Annotated in this window: 13 protein-coding genes; 10 read left to right on the forward strand and 3 right to left on the reverse strand. The window is 72.0% G+C overall.

The features are described from left to right. Positions 1-12: 12 nt before the first annotated feature. The 4 genes from dapF (at position 13) to hflX (ending at position 6,521) form a co-directional block, all read left to right on the forward strand. Complete coding sequence (dapF, locus tag KV381_RS28420; RefSeq protein WP_030633359.1) at positions 13-885, forward strand: diaminopimelate epimerase; 873 nt, start codon at positions 13-15, stop codon at positions 883-885. A gap of 199 nt (positions 886-1,084) precedes the next feature. Beyond that, entirely contained in the window at positions 1,085-3,250 is a 2,166-nt protein-coding gene (locus tag KV381_RS28425; RefSeq protein WP_218786660.1) for a bifunctional (p)ppGpp synthetase/guanosine-3',5'-bis(diphosphate) 3'-pyrophosphohydrolase, read from the forward strand. Positions 3,251-3,423: 173 nt separating this feature from the next. After that, entirely contained in the window at positions 3,424-4,869 is a 1,446-nt protein-coding gene (locus KV381_RS28430; protein WP_193464385.1) for a M1 family metallopeptidase, read from the forward strand. Between the two features lie 131 nt (positions 4,870-5,000). After that, complete coding sequence (hflX, locus tag KV381_RS28435) at positions 5,001-6,521, forward strand: GTPase HflX (protein WP_030080147.1); 1,521 nt, start codon at positions 5,001-5,003, stop codon at positions 6,519-6,521. An 82-nt stretch (positions 6,522-6,603) separates the two neighbouring features. On the opposite strand, the gene KV381_RS28440 is transcribed toward hflX, so the two are convergent. Together KV381_RS28440 and KV381_RS28445 are read right to left on the reverse strand one after the other, a co-directional pair. Further along, entirely contained in the window at positions 6,604-7,779 is a 1,176-nt protein-coding gene (locus KV381_RS28440) for a serine protease (protein ID WP_218786661.1), read from the reverse strand. Positions 7,780-7,976: 197 nt separating this feature from the next. Further along, on the reverse strand, positions 7,977-9,146 hold the full coding sequence (locus KV381_RS28445) for a serine protease (protein WP_030080141.1): 1,170 nt from the start codon (positions 9,144-9,146) through the stop codon (positions 7,977-7,979). Between the two features lie 355 nt (positions 9,147-9,501). Between KV381_RS28445 and KV381_RS28450 the strand changes: the two genes are divergently transcribed. The 5 genes from KV381_RS28450 (at position 9,502) to KV381_RS28470 (ending at position 17,717) form a co-directional block, all read left to right on the forward strand. Next, a complete protein-coding gene (locus tag KV381_RS28450) occupies positions 9,502-10,896 on the forward strand; it encodes a diaminobutyrate--2-oxoglutarate transaminase family protein (protein ID WP_218786662.1) in 1,395 nt (464 codons plus the stop codon). Between the two features lie 28 nt (positions 10,897-10,924). Beyond that, positions 10,925-12,841, forward strand: a complete 1,917-nt coding sequence (locus KV381_RS28455; RefSeq protein ID WP_218786663.1) for an IucA/IucC family siderophore biosynthesis protein — start codon at positions 10,925-10,927, stop codon at positions 12,839-12,841. Between the two features lie 83 nt (positions 12,842-12,924). After that, on the forward strand, positions 12,925-13,716 hold the full coding sequence (locus tag KV381_RS28460) for a GNAT family N-acetyltransferase (RefSeq protein WP_218786664.1): 792 nt from the start codon (positions 12,925-12,927) through the stop codon (positions 13,714-13,716). 60 nt (positions 13,717-13,776) lie between these two features. Further along, entirely contained in the window at positions 13,777-15,708 is a 1,932-nt protein-coding gene (locus KV381_RS28465; RefSeq protein WP_030080129.1) for an IucA/IucC family siderophore biosynthesis protein, read from the forward strand. A 38-nt stretch (positions 15,709-15,746) separates the two neighbouring features. Then, the gene (locus KV381_RS28470) at positions 15,747-17,717 is read left to right on the forward strand and encodes an ATP-dependent DNA helicase (RefSeq protein WP_030633348.1); all 1,971 of its coding nucleotides are present in this window, start codon (positions 15,747-15,749) and stop codon (positions 17,715-17,717) included. 107 nt (positions 17,718-17,824) lie between these two features. Here the strand turns inward: KV381_RS28470 and lexA are convergent, their stop codons facing one another. Next, positions 17,825-18,622 carry a transcriptional repressor LexA gene (gene lexA, locus KV381_RS28475; RefSeq protein WP_010072358.1) on the reverse strand — a complete coding sequence of 266 codons (798 nt, stop codon included), beginning with the start codon at positions 18,620-18,622 and terminating at the stop codon, positions 17,825-17,827. 490 nt (positions 18,623-19,112) lie between these two features. Between lexA and nrdR the strand changes: the two genes are divergently transcribed. Continuing rightward, on the forward strand, positions 19,113-19,625 hold the full coding sequence (nrdR, locus tag KV381_RS28480) for a transcriptional regulator NrdR (protein ID WP_030633345.1): 513 nt from the start codon (positions 19,113-19,115) through the stop codon (positions 19,623-19,625). Positions 19,626-19,775 lie beyond the last annotated feature (150 nt).

A 19,775-nucleotide genomic window follows, 5' to 3' on the forward strand; every position in this document is an offset into this window, starting at 1 on the left:
TACAGTTGGCCTGTGAGCACCTCGCAGATCGCCTTCCTCAAGGGTCACGGCACCGAGAACGACTTCGTGATCGTCCCGGACCCGGACAACGCCCTCACGCTGCCCGCCGCCGTCGTCGCCCGGCTCTGCGACCGCCGGGCCGGTATCGGCGGCGACGGTCTGCTGCACGTCGTGCGGTCCGCAGCGCACCCCGAGGCACGGGACATGGCGGAGACCGCCGAGTGGTTCATGGACTACCGCAACGCGGACGGCTCGATCGCCGAGATGTGCGGCAACGGCGTGCGCGTCTTCGCCCACTACCTCCAGCGCGCCGGCCTCGTCGAGGAGGGCGACCTCACCGTCGCCACCCGGGGCGGCCCCAAGCGGGTGCACCTCGCCAAGAACGGCGACATCACCGTCTCCATGGGGCGCGCCGTGCTGCCCGACGAGAGCGTCACGGTCACCGTCGGCGACCGCAGCTGGCCCGCCCGCAACGTCAACATGGGCAACCCCCACGCGGTCGCCTTCGTCGACGACCTCGACCAGGCCGGCGACCTGTTCACCGCCCCGCCCATCAGCCCCGAGGCCGTCTACCCCGAAGGCGTCAACGTCGAGTTCGTCGTCGACCGGGGCCCGCGCCACGTCGGTATGCGCGTCCATGAGCGGGGCTCCGGCGAGACCCGCTCCTGCGGCACCGGCGCCTGCGCGGTCGCCGTCGCCACCGCCCGCCGTGACGGCGCCGACCCCGCCGGGACCGGCCTCCCCGTGACGTATCGGGTGGACCTCCCCGGCGGCACCCTCGTCATCACCGAGCACCCCGACGGCTCGATCGACATGACCGGCCCCGCCGTGATCGTCGCCGAGGGCGTCATCGACCCGGCCTGGCTCGACGCAGTCACCGACTAGGCCCTTTCGACCGTCCCGAAGCAGCCACCCGGCCGGTTTCGCTCGAAACGGTGATCGGCCGGAGCTTCGCTCGAATGGGTGATCCGTTTCACGCTGGGCGAGAGCTGGACTGCGCCACGTGGTGGGCTCGATAGCATCAAGCACCGGCCCCGAGGCGCATCCGGACCTCGCCCCGCCGGCCGAGTCGCCGGAGGTGCCCATGAGTGCAGAGGCCGCCGATCCGGGCGCTCCCCTTCGCAGGCGGAGCCGCCCCCGGATCGATCTGCGCAGACTGGGCCGGGTGGCACTGCGCGGCCCGGTCTCCCGCGACCGGCTCCCCGACGCCATCGGCCATGTCGCCGAGGCGCACCGCGCCCACCACCCCGACGCCGACCTGACCATCCTGCACCGGGCCTACGTCCTCGCGGAGTCCTCGCACCGCGGCCAGATGCGCAAGAGCGGCGAGCCGTACATCACGCACCCGCTGGCCGTCACCCTGATCCTCGCGGAGCTCGGCGCGGAGACCACCACCCTCACCGCCTCCCTGCTCCACGACACCGTCGAGGACACCGAGGTGACGCTCGATCAGGTGCAGGAACAATTCGGCGACGAGGTCTGCTATCTCGTCGACGGCGTCACCAAACTGGAGAAGGTCGACTACGGCGCCGCCGCCGAACCGGAGACCTTCCGCAAGATGCTCGTCGCCACCGGCAACGACGTCCGGGTCATGTCGATCAAGCTCGCGGACCGGCTGCACAACATGCGCACCCTCGGTGTGATGCGCCCCGAGAAGCAGGCCCGGATCGCCAAGGTCACCCGCGACGTCCTCATCCCGCTCGCCGAACGGCTCGGCGTGCAGGCCCTCAAGACCGAGCTGGAGGACCTGGTCTTCGCGATCCTGCACCCCGAGGAGTACGAGCACACCCGCGCCCTGATCGCCGCCGCGGCGGGTCCGGACGCCCCCCTCGACACCATCGCCGACAACGTACGCCACACCCTGCGCGACGCCGGCATCAGCGCCGAAGTCCTCATCAGGCCACGCCACTTCGTCTCCGTGCACCGGGTCCGCCGGAAACGCGGCGAACTGCGCGGCACCGACTTCGGCCGGCTGCTCGTCCTGGTCGCCGAGGACGCCGACTGCTACGCCGTCCTCGGGGAACTGCACACCTGCTTCACCCCGGTGATCTCCGAGTTCAAGGACTTCATCGCCGCCCCCAAGTTCAACCTGTACCAGTCGCTGCACACCGCCGTCGTCGGCCCCGAGGGCGCCGTCGCCGAAGTCCTCATCCGTACGCACCGGATGCACAAGGTCGCCGAGGCGGGCGTCGTCGCGCTGGGCAACCCGTACGCCCAGGACCACGCCGCCGCCCAGCACGCCGAGCCGTCCGACGAGCGTGCCGACCCGACCCGGCCCGGCTGGCTCTCCCGGCTGCTGGACTGGCAGGAGTCCGCCACCGACCCCGACACCTTCTGGACCACCCTGCGCGACGACCTCGCCCAGGACCGCGAGATCACCGTGTTCCGCACCGACGGCGGCACCCTCGGACTGCCCGCCGGGGCCAGCTGCGTCGACGCCGCCTACGCGCAGTACGGCGACCGGGCCCACACCTCCATCGGCGCCCGGGTCAACGGCCGCCTCGCCACCCTGAGTACCGTCCTCAGCGACGGCGACACCGTGCAGCTGCTGCTCGCCCAGGACACCGCGTCCGGCCCCTCGCCCGACTGGCTCGACCATGTGCGCACCCCCGCCGCCCGGATCGCGATCACCGGCTGGCTCACCGACCACCCCGACGAGGCGAAGCCCGCCCCCTCGATGATGACGTCGGCGGACGCGGGCGCACCCGGTCCCACCGGCCTCGCCCCGGAGCGCGACGCCCAGGTCACCGCACCGGCGCGCACCCGTTCCGGCCCCCGCGCCACGGGCGTCGTCGTCGAAGGGGCGGGTGGCCCGGTGCGCCTGGCCGGCTGCTGTACGCCGGTGCCCCCCGACGAGCTGACCGGCTTCGTCGTCCGGGGCGGCGCCGTCACCGTGCACCGCCGCGAGTGCCCCGCCGTGGCCGCCATGCAGGAGATCGGCCGCGACCCGGTCGGGGCCCGCTGGGCGGACGCCGAGGGCCGGGAGTCCGACGCGGGCTGCCGGGTCACCCTCGTCGCCGAGTCCTTCGGCCGCCCCCGGCTCCTCGCCGACCTCACCGAGGCCATCGCGACCGCCGAGGCGGCGATCGTCTCCGCCACCGTGGAACCGCCCAGCGAACAGCGGGTCCGCCACACCTACACCCTCCAGCTCCCCGACGCGGCGGGCCTTCCCGCCCTGATGCGGGCCATGCGCGAGGTCGCCGGGGTCTACGACGTCAGCCGCGCCCAGCACCCGGCCCCGGCCGGCTGAAGGGTTCCAGCAGGCTGCACGGTCCAGTGGGCCGACCGATCACGGGCGGCCGACCGATCACGGGCCGCCGAGCGGCCATGGGCGGCCGAGCGGCCACGGTCCGGGCGTTCTCGTTCGGGTGGTGCGGCGCGCGGCTCCCCGGCCGGGTGGCGCCGCGCTGATAGCGGTAGTGCATGCCGCACCTGACCCGCCGCCTGCGCGCCGCCCTGCTGGCGACCGCCTCGGCCACCCTCGTCGCCGCCACCCTGCCCGCACCCGAGCCCCTGGGCATCGGCGACCGGCTCTTCCCCGAGCTGGGCAACCCCGGCTACGACGTCCTCGCGTACGACATCGCCCTCACGTACCACGGCAGCAACACCGAACCCCTGGACGCCGTCACCAGCATCAAGGCCCGCACCACCGCCCCGCTCGACCGGATCAACCTCGACTTCGCCCGGGGCACCGTCCGGGACGTCGAGGTCAACGGGCAGAGCGTCGACTTCGGCAGCAAGAACGAGGACCTCGTCCTCCAGGCCCCCCGCCGCCTCCCCGCTGGCGTACCGCTGAACATCACCGTCCGGCACACCAGCGACCCGAGCGGATCCGGCGAGGACGGCGGCTGGGTCCGCACCGCCGACGGGCTCGCCATGGCCAACCAGGCCGACGCCGCCCACCGCGTCTTCCCCAGCAACGACCACCCCTCCGACAAGGCGTACTTCACCTTCCGGATCACCGCCCCCGAGAAGCTGACGGCCGTCGCGGGCGGCCTGCCGGTGGGGAAGACCCGGCACGGGGCCACGACCACCTGGACCTACCGCACCGAGCACCCCATGGCCACCGAGCTGGCCCAGGTCTCCATCGGCAGCTCCGCCGTCGCGCACCGCACCGGACCGCACGGGCTGCCGGTGCGCGACGTCGTCCCGGCCGCCGACCGGAAGAAGCTGGAGCCCTGGCTGAAGAAGACCCCGGCCCATCTGACCTGGATGGAGGAGCAGGTCGGCCGCTACCCCTTCGAGACGTACGGGGTGCTCGTCGCCGACAGCCCCATCGGCTTCGCCCTGGAGACCCAGACGCTCTCCCTGTTCGGGAAGTCCTTCTTCACCGAGCCCGGCTACCCGCAGTGGTACGTCGAATCGGTGATGATCCACGAACTGGCCCACCAGTGGTTCGGCGACAGCGTCTCGCCCGCGAGCTGGTCCGACCTGTGGCTCAACGAAGGACACGCCAGCTGGTACGAGGCCCGGTACGCCGAGGAGAACGGCGGCGGGACCCTGGAACGGCGGATGCGACAGGCGTACGAGCTGTCCGACGGCTGGCGCGCGGACGGCGGCCCTCCGGCGCACCCGGACGGCCCGGCCCCGGGGCAGAAGCTCAGCCTGTTCCGCCCGGTCATGTACGACGGCAGTGCGCTGGTGCTCTACGCCCTGCGCCAGGAGATCGGCGAGGCCGCCTTCGACCGGCTGGAGCGGACCTGGGTCCGGGTGCACCGGGACTCCACGGCGACCACCGCGGACTTCACACGGCTCGCCTCCGGCATCGCGGGCCGTGATCTGACCGCCTTCTTCGACGGCTGGCTGTACGCGAAGAAGACCCCGCCGATGCCCGGGCACCCGGACTGGAGCAGCGCGAAACCCGCGTGACGGGCCCGGTGGGGGCGTGCCACTATCGACGCGTCGGCGCGGCGGACCGCACCGGAGTTCCCGGAAGGGAATCATCCGGGAAGATCACACGTTGTGACTGGCGTAAAGACTTCTATCGACGTAAGGATCCAATGACCTCCTCTTCTTCCCTTCCCCAGGACGCGCAGGACGCGCAGAGCGCCACGGAGAACACCACCGAGAGCCTCACCGAGGCCCGCCGGGCCGACGCCCTGATGGAAGAGGACGTCGCCTGGAGCCACGAGATCGACGGAGCACGGGACGGCGCACAGCTGGACCGCTCCGAGCGTGCCGCGCTGCGCCGCGTGGCCGGTCTCTCCACGGAGCTCGAGGACGTCACCGAGGTCGAGTACCGCCAGCTGCGCCTGGAGCGCGTGGTGCTGGTGGGCGTCTGGACCTCGGGGACGGTGCACGACGCGGAGATCTCCCTCGCGGAGCTCGCCGCACTCGCCGAGACGGCGGGCGCCCAGGTGCTCGACGCGGTGTACCAGCGGCGCGACAAGCCCGACCCGGCCACCTACATCGGCTCGGGCAAGGCGCTGGAGCTGCGTGACATCGTGCTCGAATCCGGTGCCGACACCGTCGTCTGCGACGGTGAGCTGAGCCCCGGCCAGCTGATCCACCTGGAAGACGTCGTCAAGGTGAAGGTGGTCGACCGGACCGCCCTGATCCTCGACATCTTCGCCCAGCACGCCAAGTCCCGGGAGGGCAAGGCACAGGTCTCGCTCGCGCAGATGCAGTACATGCTGCCCAGGCTGCGCGGCTGGGGTCAGTCGCTCTCCCGTCAGATGGGCGGCGGCGGTTCCAGCGGCGGTGGCGGCATGGCCACCCGTGGTCCCGGTGAGACCAAGATCGAGACGGACCGGCGACGGATCCGCGAGAAGATGGCGAAGATGCGCCGGGAGATCGCGGAGATGAAGACCGGCCGCGAGATCAAGCGGCAGGAGCGCAAGCGCAACAAGGTGCCCTCCGTCGCCATCGCCGGCTACACCAACGCGGGCAAGTCCTCGCTGCTCAACCGCCTGACCGGGGCCGGAGTCCTGGTGGAGAACGCCCTGTTCGCCACCCTGGACCCGACCGTCCGCCGGGCCGAGACGCCGAGCGGCCGTATCTACACCCTGGCCGACACCGTCGGATTCGTCCGGCATCTGCCGCACCACCTCGTCGAGGCGTTCCGCTCCACCATGGAGGAGGTCGGCGAGTCCGATCTCATCCTCCACGTGGTGGACGGCTCCCACCCGGTGCCGGAGGAGCAGCTCGCCGCGGTGCGCGAGGTCATCCGGGACGTCGGCGCGGTGAACGTACGAGAGATCGTCGTGATCAACAAGGCGGACGCGGCGGACCCCCTGGTCCTCCAGCGGCTGCTGCGCAACGAGAAGTACGCCATCGCGGTCTCGGCCAGGACCGGCGCCGGAATCGACGAGCTGCTCGCGCTCATCGACGCCGAGCTGCCCCGTCCTTCCGTCGAGATCGAGGTGCTCGTGCCGTACATCCAGGGGGCTCTGGTCTCCCGGGTGCACGCCGAGGGCGAGGTGCTCTCCGAGGAGCACACCGCCGACGGCACCCTGCTCAAGGCCCAGGTCCACGAGGAGCTGGCCGCCGAGCTGGGGACCTTCGTCCCCGTCGCGCACTGACGGCCGTACGACAGCCGAAGGCCCGGCCCCCTCTCTTCCGGGAGAGGGGGCCGGGCCTTCGGCGTACGGCCGGTGGCCGGGACTACCGGCCGGCGAACTTGTCGCTCATCATCGTGAAGGTGCGCCGGGCGTCCTCACCGAGCTGAGGACCGGCCAGCCAGCCCGAAGTGACCGGGCCGATCGAGGTGTTGGACACCAGCATCGACTTCCCGTCAGGACCGGCGACGAACCAGCCGCCACCGGAGGAGCCACCGGTCATCGTGCAGCCGATCCGGTACATGGTCGGGGTGCCCGGGGCGATCGAGAGCCGGCCGGGACGGTCGACGCACTGGTGCATCAGCAGACCGTCGTACGGCGGACCGGCCGGGTAGCCCCAGGCGCCCATGCCGCTGATCTGCTGGACCTCCGGAGCGTCGAAGGAGACCGGCAGCGCGTTGCCCACCGTCTCCTCCAGCGACTTCGTGCCCTTCTCGGGCTTCACGTGCAGGATCGCGTAGTCGTACGGCGCGCCCGCGCCGCCCGTCGGGCCGCCGCCGGAGATCCACTCGCCGGAGGACGCGGCCCAGTCCGCCCAGTAGGTGCCGTAGGGGGCGATCTCCTGCGGCTGCGCGGTCCGCAGCTGCGCCGCGTTCTTGCCCTGGTCGTTGTACGAGGGCACGAAGACGATGTTGCGGTACCAGCCACCGCCCGCGCCCGCGTGCACACAGTGTCCGGCGGTCCACACGAGGTTGGACCGGCCCGGGTTCTTCGGGTCCTTCACGACCGTGCCCGAGCACACCATGGAGCCCTTGGGGGAGTCGAAGAAGACCTTGCCGACCGGGGCGGCGTGCCGGTGATACGGGGTCTTCTCCGGCTCGGCCCGCACCGGTGCGGGCTCCGGGTCGCTGACGTCCTGGCCCGCGGAGAGGTCACCGGCCGCCATCGTCTTGGCGGGCTCGTCGGCCGAGGCCATCCGGTCCGGCTCCCACAGACCCTCGATGGCCGGGTTGACGAAGTCCTCGGCCTTGCGGAGCCAGCTGTCCTTGTCCCAGTTCTTCCACCCCCCGTCCTTCCACTTCTCCGGGTCCACCCCGTGCTTCTCCAGGGCGTCGCCCAGATCACCGGCCAGGCCGCCGCCGGGGCCCTTGTCGGCCGCCCCGTCGGAGGCGGACGGCTTGGCGGCGGAGGCGGCGTCCTCGTCCGGGGCGCAGGCCGTGGCCGTCAGTGTGAGCGCCGCGACGAGGCCGGTGGCGGCCAGCAGCGGACGTATCGATCGCATGGAAGAGATCCCCCTGAACCAACTGAGTCGTACGGTGGCGCGCGGGCGCACGATGCGCGGAAGCGCGGTGGTGCGCGGGCGCGGTCGAGCATTGTGTCATGTGCTTGTCACGCCGGGTGCCGGAGTCGGCGGCCGGTCGTCCGTGGCCCCCGGCAGTCGACTGCCGGGGGCCACGGACGTACATGCTGCGGCGGGTCCTACTGACCCGCGTACTTCTCACTCACCGCGCGGTAGATGCCCTCGGCCTCCTTGCCGAGCCGCGGACCGGCCAGCCAGCCCGCCGTGACCGGGCCGATCGAGGTGTTCGAGACCAGGGCGGGCTTGCCGTCCTGCCCCGCCGCCACCCAGCCGCCGCCGGAGGAGCCACCGGTCATCGTGCAGCCGATGCGGTACATCGTGGGCTGGTCCTGGAAGACGGAGAGCCGGCCCGGCTTGTCCTTGCACTGGAGCAGCTTCTGGCCGTCGTACGGCGGCGCGGCCGGGTAGCCGGTGGCCGTCATGTCGGTGATCTGCGGCACGGCCGGAGCGTTGAACTCCACCGGCAGCGCCGAACCGACCGTCTCCTCCAGCGACTTGCCGCCCGCACCCTTCTCCGGCGTCACGTGCAGCACCGCGAAGTCGTACGGCGCGCCCTGGCCGCCGACCGCGGCGCCCTGCTCGATCCACTGCTCGGAGGTCTGGGCCCACTGGCCCCACCACACGCCGTACGGAGCGATCTTCTCCTTGGGCGCGGTCTCCAGCTGGTCCAGCGACAGGCCGTCGTTGTTGTACGCCGGGACGAAGGCGATGTTGCGGTACCAGCCGCCCTTCTTGCCCGCGTGCACACAGTGCCCGGCGGTCCACACCATGTTGGACTTGCCGGGGTTCGCCGGGTCCTTCACCACGGTCGCGGAACAGACCATCGAGCCCTGCGGGCCGTCGAAGAGCAGCTTCCCGGACTCCGGGGCGTTGTCGTGGTACGGCGTCGCGACACCGGCGGCCTGGACCGGGGCCGGCGTCGGGTCCGTCACACCGTCGTCGCCCGAGATGTCGTTGTCGACCGGGTTCTCCGGGGGCTTGTCGGCCTCGCGCATCCGGTCCGGGTCCCACAGACCGTCGATGATCGGGTTGACGAAGTCCTTGGCCTCACGCAGCCACTTGTCCTTGTCCCAGTTCTTCCACTCACCGTCCCGCCACTTGTCGGGGTCGATCCCGTGTTCCTTGAGACGGTTCTTGAGGTCGTCCGGAATCGTGACCTTGCCGTCGGAGGACTGTTCGGCGGAGGCGCTGGGCGTACCGCCCGCGTTGTCCTCCTCCGGGCCGCACGCCGTGGCGGTGAGCGCCAGCACGGCGGCGACGGCGGTCGCGGCGAGCGCGGAGGAGGGCATGCGCCGTGCGCGCCTCCCGCGCCGTGCGGTATCGGTCGGGCGAATGGGTCGCATCTCGTGATCCCCCTGGGACTTCGTCACTCGGTACTCGTGCTGCATTGCGGACACTTCGGGCGCCGGAGCAGGTGCTTCCGCGCCGCTGTGCGGCCCCCACTATGCCGGTGCCGATGGTGACGGTACGCGGCAGGTCCGCGGTTCCGTCGCCGCGAGGATGTTCCGATTTACCCGTGATCCATCGCGGACGGCGTCGTTGGTACGTACGGGGGACACCAGGACAGCGTTCACGCCCTTGGTGCGTCCGCGCGAAAACGTACCGACGTGCAACGCAACTGTTACCGCAGGAGGATCAAGAGCCGTGTCCGTGACCGAACCCGCACCGGTGGCGACGCCCTCCGCGCACGAGGGCATCCTCCGCCGCCAGTCCCTGCGCGAATCGGCGGCCCGCACCTACGCACGGTCCCTGCCGATCGTCCCGGTCCGCGCCCGGGGGCTCACCATCGAGGGCGCGGACGGACGGCGCTATCTGGACTGTCTGTCGGGAGCGGGCACCCTGGCGCTCGGGCACAACCACCCCGTCGTGCTCGAAGCCATCCGGAAGGTCATCGACTCCGGCGCCCCGCTGCACGTGCTGGACCTCGCCACCCCGGTCAAGGACGCCTTCACCACCGAGCTGTTCGCCACCCTGCCGCCGCAGTTCGCCGACAACGCCCGCATCCAGTTCTGCGGCCCCGCCGGCACCGACGCCGTCGAGGCCGCGTTCAAACTGGTCCGCGCCGCCACCGGCCGCACCGGCCTGCTGACCTTCACCGGCGCCTACCACGGCGTGACCGCCGACGCCCTGGCGGCCTCCGGCGGAGCCACCGACGTACGGGTCACCCGGCTGCCCTTCCCGCAGGACTACCGCTGCCCGTTCGGGACCGGCGGCGAGCACGGCGCGACGCTCGCCGCCCGCTGGACCGAACACCTCCTGGACGACCGCAAGGGCGGAGTGCCGACCCCGGCCGGGATGATCGTGGAGCCGGTCCAGGGCGAGGGCGGCGTCAACCCCGCCCCGGACGCCTGGCTGCGCCGCATGCGCCGGATCACCGCGGACCGCTCCATCCCGCTCATCGCCGACGAGGTGCAGACCGGGGTCGGCAGGACCGGCGCGTTCTGGGCCGTCGAGCACAGCGGGATCGTGCCCGACGTCATGGTCCTCTCCAAGGCGATCGGCGGCTCCCTGCCCCTCGCGGTGATCGTCTACCGCGCTGAGCTGGATCTTTGGCAGCCGGGCGCGCACGCGGGTACGTTTCGTGGCAACCAGCTCGCCATGGCGGCGGGCGCGGCCACGCTCGCGTACGTCAGGGAGAACCAACTGGCGGACCGCGCGGCGGTCCTGGGGGCCCGGATGCTCGCCCGTCTCAGGGAACTGAGGGCGCATCACCCGGGCATCGGTGACGTACGGGGGCGGGGACTGATGATCGGTCTGGAGCTGGTGGATCCCGAGCGCGCGCCCCTGCCCGCCGAAGCCGCCGATCCCGCCCCGGCCCCGCCGCCCGACCCGGCCCTCGCCCTCGCCGTCCAGCAGGAATGCCTGCGGCGCGGCCTCATCGTCGAACTGGGCGGCCGGCACGACGCCGTGGTCCGCCTCCTGCCTCCCCTCACCCTCACCGACGAGCAGGCGAGTGCCGTCGTCGACCGTCTCGCCGACGCGCTGGCAGCCGCGACACGCTCCCCGCACCGTCGGACCACCGCCGGGCCGACCACCTGAGCCCGGAATCCCCACAAGGAAGAACGCCGTGAACCCCACCCCCGCGTCCGAGGCCGACGGCCCCGGCACCCCCCAGCTCCGAGGGCAGGACGGACCGGCCGCCCCCGGCACGGTCGAGGCGACGACGGTGCCCCGCCAGAAAACCTCCCACCACGGCGACCCGAACCCCCGCTCGTACGGGCCGGGTTCGGGCTCCGATCCACGGGACGGCCAGGACCGGGACCGGGAGCCCGACGCACTCCACGACCCGGACCCGGCGCGGGCCGCCGACGCGGCGGGCACGGAGAGCCTGCTGCGCTGCTGGACCCGGGAGACCGACCTGCCCCGCCCCGAGGGCGACACCCTGCGCATCGCCTTCCCCGCCAGCGGCACCGCCCTCCTCGTCCCCGTGCGCTACTGGTCCGCCACCGGAGCCCACCGCTTCGGCGCGCCCGTCCTGGAGAACGCCCCCGCCGACGCCCCGCCCGCCGACGCCGCCACCGTCGCCGTCCTCATCGGCCGCGAGGGCGGCGAGAGCGGCGCGGGCGATCTGGTCGGCCGGGTCGCCGACTCCGTACGCCACACCGCCGTCTTCATCGAGCAGCGCCGGCGCAGCCCGGCGGACCCCGCCGAGGCCGACCTCTTCCTCACCGCCGAACAGTCCCTGCTGCTCGGCCACCCCCTCCACCCCACGCCCAAGAGCCGCGAAGGCCTCTCCGCGTCGGAGGCCCGGCGCTATTCGCCCGAGCTCCACGGCTCCTTCCCGCTCCACTGGTTCGCCGTCGACCGGTCGCTGGTCGCCACCGACTCCGCCTGGACCGAGGGCGCTCCGGCCACCGCCGAGGAACTGCTCGCCCCGCACGCCGAAGGGCTGACCCCGCCGCCGGGCACCGTCGCCGTCCCCGTACACCCCTGGCAGGCCGCCGACCTGCTCCACCGCCCGGGGGTCCAGGCCCTCGCCGCCACCGGTCTGCTCCACGACCTCGGCCCGCACGGCGAGCACTGGCACCCCACCTCCTCCATCCGCACCGTGCACCGGCCCGGCGCGCGGGTGATGCTCAAGCTCTCCCTCGGCGTACGCATCACCAACTCCCGCCGGGAGAACCTCCGCAAGGAGCTGCACCGGGGCGCCGAGGTCCACCGCCTGCTGTCGAGCGGACTCGCCGAGCAGTGGCAGCGCGAGCACCCCGGCTTCGACATCGTCCGGGACCCCGCCTGGCTCGCCGTCGACGACCCCGAGGGCGCACCCGTCACCGGGCTCGACGTGGTGCTCCGCCACAACCCCTTCGGTCCGGCCGACGACGCCGCCTGCATCGCGGGACTCACCGCCGAGCGCCCCCGGCCCGGCAGCCCCGGCACGCGCTCCCGGCTCGCCGAGGCCGTCTCCCGGCTGGCCGCCCGCACCGGCCGCTCCACCACCGCCGTCTCCGCCGAATGGTTCCGGCGCTATCTGCACCACATCGTGCGCCCCGTGCTCTGGCTCGACGCCCACGGCGGAGTCGCGCTCGAAGCCCACCAGCAGAACACCCTCGTGCTGCTCGACCCGGACGGCTGGCCCGTCGGCGGCCGCTACCGGGACAACCAGGGCTACTACTTCCGCGACTCCCGCCGCGCCGAGCTGGAACAGCGGCTTCCCGGCATCGGCACCGTCAGCGACACCTTCGTCTCCGACCCGGTCACCGACGAGCGGTTCGCCTACTACCTCGGCATCAACAACGTCCTCGGCCTGATCGGGGCGTTCGGTGCCCAGCGCCTGGCGGACGAACAGGAACTCCTCACCGTCCTGCGCCAATTCCTCACCGAGAGTGCGGAACTGGGCTCGCCCCTGCCCGCGTATCTCCTTCAGAACCGCCAACTGCGCTGCAAGGCCAACCTGCTGACCCGGCTGCACGGCCTCGACGAGCTGGTCGGACCGGTCGACACGCAGTCGGTGTACGTCACCATCGCCAACCCGCTGCACAGCTGAGCACCCGCACCAGGCAGACTCCGAGCGCACCCGCTCCGGAGCAGCCCACCGACCGCACCCGGTCCAGAGAGGAGAGCGCCACCGTGCCTCCCGCCGACGCCTCAGCGGAGACCGATGCCGCACCGGCCGACCACGGCTCCGCCCCGGCTGCCGGCCCCGGCTCGGCCGAACGGTCCGGCAGCGGCGCGGGTGAGCACAACGCCGTCGAGGACACCCTCGACCTGAAGCTCACCGAGGAGCTCCTCGCGCTGATCGCCGAGGAGCGGAACACCGGGGCGGACCGGGCCCGGGACCGGGTACCCCAGGAGCTGCTGGGCGACCCGGGGGCCTGGCCGCCCGCGGCCACGACGGCGGGGGAGTTCGCGCTGCTGCCCGTCCGGCCGGAGCGCGATCTCCCCGTCCTCAGCCGCTGGATGAACGACCCTGCCGTGGCGGCCTTCTGGGAGCTCGCCGGACCGGAGTCCGTCACCGCCGACCACCTCGGGCCCCAGCTCGAAGGAGACGGCCGCAGCATTCCCTGCCTCGGCGTGCTCGACGGCACACCCATGAGCTACTGGGAGATCTACCGCGCCGACCTCGACCCCCTCGCCCGCCACTACCCGGCCCGCCCGCACGACACCGGCATTCACCTCCTCATCGGAGGCGTGAACAACCGTGGCCGGGGCGTGGGCACCACCCTGATCCGCGCCGTCGCCGACCTCGTCCTGGACAACCTTCCGCGGTGCGGGCGGGTCGTCGCCGAGCCCGACCTGCGCAACACCCCGTCCGTCTCCGCGTTCCTCAGCGCCGGTTTCCGCTTCTCCGCCGAAGTGGATCTCCCCGACAAACGCGCCGCGCTGATGATCCGCGACCGAACGTACCGAGACCAGCTGTGACTTACTCGCCGCACTTTCCACACCGCTCGAACCTCATAGGTTCCATCCGGAGGAGTCCCCGTGCCGACATATCCCGCGAGCCGTGATTCAGCCGAGTCCCCGCAGCTGTTCAGCCCTCCGGAGCTGGACCGACAGATCTGGGACCGGGCCGCAGCACGGCTCCTCGCCAAGATGCTCGGCGAGTTCGCCTACGAGAAGATCATCGAGCCGGTCCCGGGGCCCGGGACCGACGGGCTCCACCGGCTGACCCTCGACGACGGGGGCGTGCTCGCCTTCGCCGCCCGGCGCGGTGTCTACGGCAGCTGGCGCGTCGACCCCGACTCGATCGAGATCACCGCGCGGCCCCCGGCCGCCGCGCCCACCGACGCACCGTCCAACGGCACCCCGGCCACCACCGGATCAGTCGACGCACTGTCCAACGGCTCCGCCACCGCCACCGGACCCCGGCCGTTCCGCGACCCGCTGACGTTCCTCGCCCGGGCCCGCGAGCTCCTCGGGCTCGACGGCACGACGCTCGGCCACCTCATCCGCGAGCTGACCCGGACCCTGTCCGCCGATGCCCGGCTCGACCACACCGCGCTCACCGCGGACCGGCTCGCCGCCCTGGACTACGCGGAGCTGGAGGGCCACCAGACCGGCCACCCCTGGCTGGTGGCGAGCAAGGGCCGGCTCGGCTTCTCAGCCGCCGACGCCGCCCGCTTCACCCCCGAGACCCGCAGCCCGCTCCGGCTGCCGTGGATCGCGGTCAGCACCCGCATCGCGCAGTACCGGGGCGTCGGCCGCCTCACCACCCCCGGCCGGCTGTACGCCGGTGAGCTCGACCGGGACGTCCAGGACGCCTTCGCCGAAGAGCTGCGGAGCCGGGGACACGACCCGCGGGACTACCTCTACCTCCCCGTGCACCCCTGGCAGTGGGACGAGTGGATCGTGCCGCTCTTCGCCCCGGCCATCGCCGACGGCGACATCGTGGCCCTGCACACCGACGGCGACGCCCGCCTTCCGCAGCAGTCCATCCGCACCTTCGCCAACGTGGAACGGCCCGAGCGGCATACCGTGAAGCTCCCGCTCTCCATCCTCAACACCCTGGTCTGGCGCGGTCTGCCGACCGAGCGGACCCTCGCCGCGCCCGCGGTCACCGCCTGGGTCCAGGGGCTGTGCGAGGGCGACCCGTTCCTGCGCGACACCTGCCGGGTCGTCCTCCTCGGCGAGGTCGCCTCCGTCGCCGTGGAACATCCGCTGTACGACCACCTCCCCGAAGCGCCCTACCAGTACAAGGAACTTCTCGGCGCGATCTGGCGGGAGCCCCTGCCGCCCCGCCTCGCCCCGGGCGAACGCGCCCGCACGCTCGCCTCGCTCCTTCATACGGACCCGGCGGGCCGCGCGTTCACCGCCGAGCTGGCCGAGCGTTCCGGTCTCTCCCCGGAGACCTGGCTGAAGCGGCTCTTCGCCGCGCTCCTGCCGCCCCTGCTGCACTTCCTCTACCGCTACGGCACCGTCTTCTCCCCGCACGGCGAGAACGCCATCGTCGTGTTCGACGAGAACGACGTGCCCGTACGGCTCGCGATCAAGGACTTCGTCGACGACGTCAACATCAGCGCCCACCCGCTGCCGGAGCACGACGCCATGCCCGAGGAGGTGCGCGCCGTCCTTCTCACCGAGGAGCCGTCCTTCCTCACCCAGTTCATCCACTCCGGACTCTTCGTGGGCGTCTTCCGCTATCTGTCCCCCCTGTGCGAGGAGCAGCTCGGCGTCTCCGAGGACACCTTCTGGTCACTCGTCCGGGCGGAGATCGTGCGCCACCACGGGCGCTTCCCGGAGCTGAAGGAGCGGTTCGAGCTGTTCGACATGCTCACACCGGAGATCGAACGCCTCTGTCTGAACCGTAACCGCCTGCATGTCGACGGCTATCGGGACCGGGCCAGCCGCCCGCACGCGGCGATCCACGGCACGGTCCCCAACCCGTTGCATCCCTCCGCCCGGATCCGGGAGTGACCGCCGTTGTCAGTGGTGCGCCGTAGGGTGGTCGGGCTATGACGAAGCCATCCCTCCCCGCGCTCCTGCACGCCGCCGTCACCGCCGTCGGCGGTACGGAACGGCCCGGCCAGGTCACCATGGCCGAAGCCGTCGCCGAGGCCGTCGACGACCAATCCCATCTGCTCGTCCAGGCCGGCACCGGTACGGGCAAGTCGCTCGGCTATCTGGTGCCGGCCCTGGCGCACGGGGAACGGGTCGTCGTGGCCACGGCCACCCTCGCCCTCCAGCGCCAGCTCGTGGAGCGCGATCTTCCGCGTACGGTCGAGTCGCTGCATCCGCTGCTGCGCCGGCGCCCGCAGTTCGCCATGCTCAAGGGCCGGTCGAACTACCTCTGTCTGCACCGGCTCCACGAAGGGGTTCCGCAGGACGAGGAGGAGGGGCTCTTCGACCAGTTCGAGGCCGCGGCACCGTCCAGCAAGCTGGGGCAGGACCTGCTGCGGCTGCGGGACTGGTCGGACGAGACGGAGACGGGCGACCGGGACGATCTGACCCCCGGCGTCTCGGACCGGGCCTGGGCGCAGATCTCGGTCTCCTCGCGCGAGTGCCTGGGCGCGACGAAGTGCGCGTACGGCGCGGAGTGCTTCGCCGAGGCGGCCCGCGAGCGCGCGAAGCTCGCGGACGTGGTCGTCACCAACCACGCGCTGCTCGCGATCGACGCCATCGAGGGCGCGCCGGTGCTGCCCTCGCACGAGGTGCTGATCGTCGACGAGGCCCATGAGCTGGTCTCCCGGGTCACCGGCGTCGCCACCGGCGAGCTCACCCCCGCCCAGGTCAACCGCGCGGTCCGGCGGGCGGCGAAGCTGGTCAACGAGAAGGCCGCCGACGCCCTCCAGACCGCGGCGGAGGGCTTCGAGCGGGTCATGGAGCTGGCGCTGCCCGGCCGGCTCGAAGAGGTGCCCGAGGACCTCGGGTACGCGCTGATGGCGCTGCGCGACGCGGCGCGCACGGTGATCTCCGCGATCGGCGCCACCCGGGACAAGTCGGTCGAGGACGAGAACGCCGTCCGCAAGCAGGCCCTGGCCTCGGTCGAGTCGATCCACGGCGTCGCCGAGCGCATCACCCAGGGCTCCGAGTACGACGTCGTCTGGTACGAGCAGCACGACCGGTTCGGAGCCTCCGTCCGGGTCGCCCCGCTCTCCGTCTCCGGGCTGCTGCGCGAGAAGCTCTTCGCCGAGCGGTCCGTGGTGCTGACCTCGGCCACCCTCAAGCTCGGCGGGGACTTCAACGGCGTGGGCGCGTCCCTCGGGCTGGCCCCCGAGGGCACGGCGGGCGAGGACGTCCCGCAGTGGAAGGGGCTGGACGTCGGCTCCCCGTTCGACTATCCGAAGCAGGGCATCCTCTATGTCGCCCGGCACCTCAACACCCCGGGGCGCGAGGGCTCGCGTACGGACATGCTGGACGAGCTCGCCGAGCTGGTGGAGGCGGCCGGCGGCCGCACGCTGGGGCTCTTCTCCTCGATGCGGGGAGCGAAGGCGGCGGCCGAGGAGCTGCGAGGACGCCTGGACAAGCCGATCCTGCTCCAGGGCGAGGAGACGCTCGGCGAGCTGATCAAGAACTTCGCGGCCGACCCGGAGACCTGCCTCTTCGGCACCCTGTCGCTCTGGCAGGGCGTCGACGTCCCTGGGCCGAGCTGTCAGCTGGTGGTGATGGACCGGATTCCCTTCCCCCGGCCCGACGATCCGCTGATGAGCGCCCGGCAAAAGGCGGTCGAGGAGGCCGGCGGCAACGGCTTCATGGCGGTGGCGGCGACGCACGCCGCTCTGCTGATGGCCCAGGGCGCGGGCCGACTGGTCCGGGCCACGGGCGACAAGGGTGTCGTCGCCGTGCTGGACCCGAGGCTCGCCAACGCGCGGTACGGAAGCTATCTGCGCGCCTCGCTGCCGGACTTCTGGTACACCACGGACCGGAACCAGGCGCGCCGCTCACTGGCCGCCATCGACGCCAAGGCCAAGGCGGACGACGCGTAGACGGATGGGTGCCCGGGGCAAGGCAAAGCCCCGGGACCGACGTCATGATCGACGTCCTAGGCAGAGATCCCGGGGCCGGACGAGCCGTGACCGATGCTTCCGTCTCCTCAGACGCGGCGCAGCACCGCCACCACCTTGCCCAGGATGGTCGCCTCGTCGCCGGGGATCGGCTGGTACGCGGCGTTGTGAGGGAGCAGCCATACGTGACCGTCCTCCCGGCGGAAGCGCTTGACCGTCGCCTCGCCGTCGAGCATGGCGGCGACGATGTCCCCGTTCTCCGCGACGGGCTGGCGGCGGACGGTGACCCAGTCGCCGTCACAGATCGCGGCCTCGATCATCGAGTCGCCGACGACCTTCAGAACGAACAGCTCACCGTCGCCGACGAGCTGGCGGGGGAGCGGGAAGACGTCCTCGACGGACTCCTCCGCCAGGATCGGGCCACCGGCGGCGATCCGGCCCACCAGCGGCACATAGGACGCGGCGGGCTTGCCCGTGGTGTCGGTCGGCTGGGTGCTGGGCTGGTCGGAGCCGCGCACCTCGTAGGCCCGGGGCCGGTGCGGGTCCCGGCGCAGGAATCCCTTGCGCTCCAGCGCCATCAGCTGATGGGCGACGGACGAGGTGCTGGACAGACCCACCGCCTGACCGATCTCCCGCATGGAGGGCGGGTACCCTCGCCGCTGCACGGAGTCCCGGATGACCTCGATGACCCGCCGCTGCCGGTCGGTGAGCCCCGAGCTGTCCGCCCGGATGCCGGGAGGCCTGCCGGGCATGGATCGTCCCGGGCGTGCGGGCTCGGGCCCATCCGTGTTCGTGACTGAGTCATTCATGGCATGCACCGGCTCAAGTCGGCTCTGGGAGCGGTGGTCCCGGGCGGTGATGGTGGCACTGTCTGCGGTGGTGGTCACGTCGGCCCCTCTCGAATGTTCTCCCTAGCTGGACAACGGTAGTAGCTTTCGAAAGGTTGCGCCAAACACACGTTCGAGTGAAAAACGAATAAAGGGGTGCCGCGGTGCTACCGACAGGTGTATGAGCGGTAGTTCGGGGGCCGCGCACGGCCTCCGCGGAGGCGCGGTCGCGTTCCCGGGCCGAGTCTTTCATCCGGACCTGTGCGCCGGAGCCCCGGCGGCTCGGCGGCCCCGTGTTTCCCGTACCCTCTTCCCTGGCCCACGCGTCCCCCGGGCGGCCTCGGCGAGAGGTCCGGCGCGCGACACGCGATAGGGCCCAAAACGCGACTCAACCCTAGATCTAGTGGTTGGATTGCTCCAGTCACCCAGAAGTTGTGGTCTCGGTTCAACCGCGCCGTGGTCATCGCCTATGCTGGGGACTGCTTCCAGGGGCCCGAACACGGCCCTGAAGAGGCTATTCAGTCGTGCGTGTGAAGGAGGGTTGGGAGCCATGCACTGCCCCTTCTGCAGGCACCCCGACAGCAGGGTCGTCGACAGTCGCACCACCGACGACGGGACGTCGATCCGTCGCCGTCGGCAGTGCCCCGACTGTTCCCGCCGTTTCACCACGGTGGAGACCTGCTCGCTGATGGTGGTCAAGCGCAGCGGCGTGACCGAACCCTTCAGCCGCACCAAGGTCATCTCCGGCGTCCGCAAGGCCTGCCAGGGGCGACCCGTCACGGAGGACGCCCTCGCCAAGCTCGGCCAGCGGGTCGAGGAGGCGGTGCGCGCCACCGGCAGCGCCGAGCTGACCACCCACGACGTGGGCCTGGCCATCCTCGGCCCCCTGCAGGAACTCGACCTCGTCGCGTACCTGCGCTTCGCGTCCGTGTACCGGGCGTTCGATTCCCTGGAAGACTTCGAGGCCGCCATCGTGGAACTGCGTGAGCAGCGGCCTTCCACCGAGGACTGCGGGAGCGGCGAGACCCTTGAGGTCCCCGCGCCCGCCATTGCCGCCGACTGAGAGCGGTACCCGCCCGGGACGCCCGTGCCCGCAGACGTATCTCTGTGGACCGGCGGCAGGGCGACATGAGAGTGCTTCCGGCTGCCGAGTGCGGCTTCCGGGGCAACGGACACACATTGTGCCTGGGAAGATCTGGGCACTTCAGGGCGT

The organism is Streptomyces sp. WY228 (assembly GCF_019287315.1).
Taxonomy (GTDB): Bacteria; Actinomycetota; Actinomycetes; order Streptomycetales; family Streptomycetaceae; genus Streptomyces; species Streptomyces caviscabies.

Bases quoted from the DNA above. Each gene is read 5' to 3' on its own strand.
- KV381_RS28445 (WP_030080141.1), bottom strand. From the start codon at position 9,146: ATGCCCTCCTCCGCGCTCGCCGCGACCGCCGTCGCCGCCGTGCTGGCG.
- KV381_RS28470 (WP_030633348.1), top strand. From the start codon at position 15,747: ATGACGAAGCCATCCCTCCCCGCGCTCCTGCACGCCGCCGTCACCGCC.
- nrdR (WP_030633345.1), top strand. From the start codon at position 19,113: ATGCACTGCCCCTTCTGCAGGCACCCCGACAGCAGGGTCGTCGACAGT.
- hflX (WP_030080147.1), top strand. From the start codon at position 5,001: ATGACCTCCTCTTCTTCCCTTCCCCAGGACGCGCAGGACGCGCAGAGC.
- KV381_RS28430 (WP_193464385.1), top strand. From the start codon at position 3,424: ATGCCGCACCTGACCCGCCGCCTGCGCGCCGCCCTGCTGGCGACCGCC.
- KV381_RS28440 (WP_218786661.1), bottom strand. From the start codon at position 7,779: ATGCGATCGATACGTCCGCTGCTGGCCGCCACCGGCCTCGTCGCGGCG.
- KV381_RS28425 (WP_218786660.1), top strand. From the start codon at position 1,085: ATGAGTGCAGAGGCCGCCGATCCGGGCGCTCCCCTTCGCAGGCGGAGC.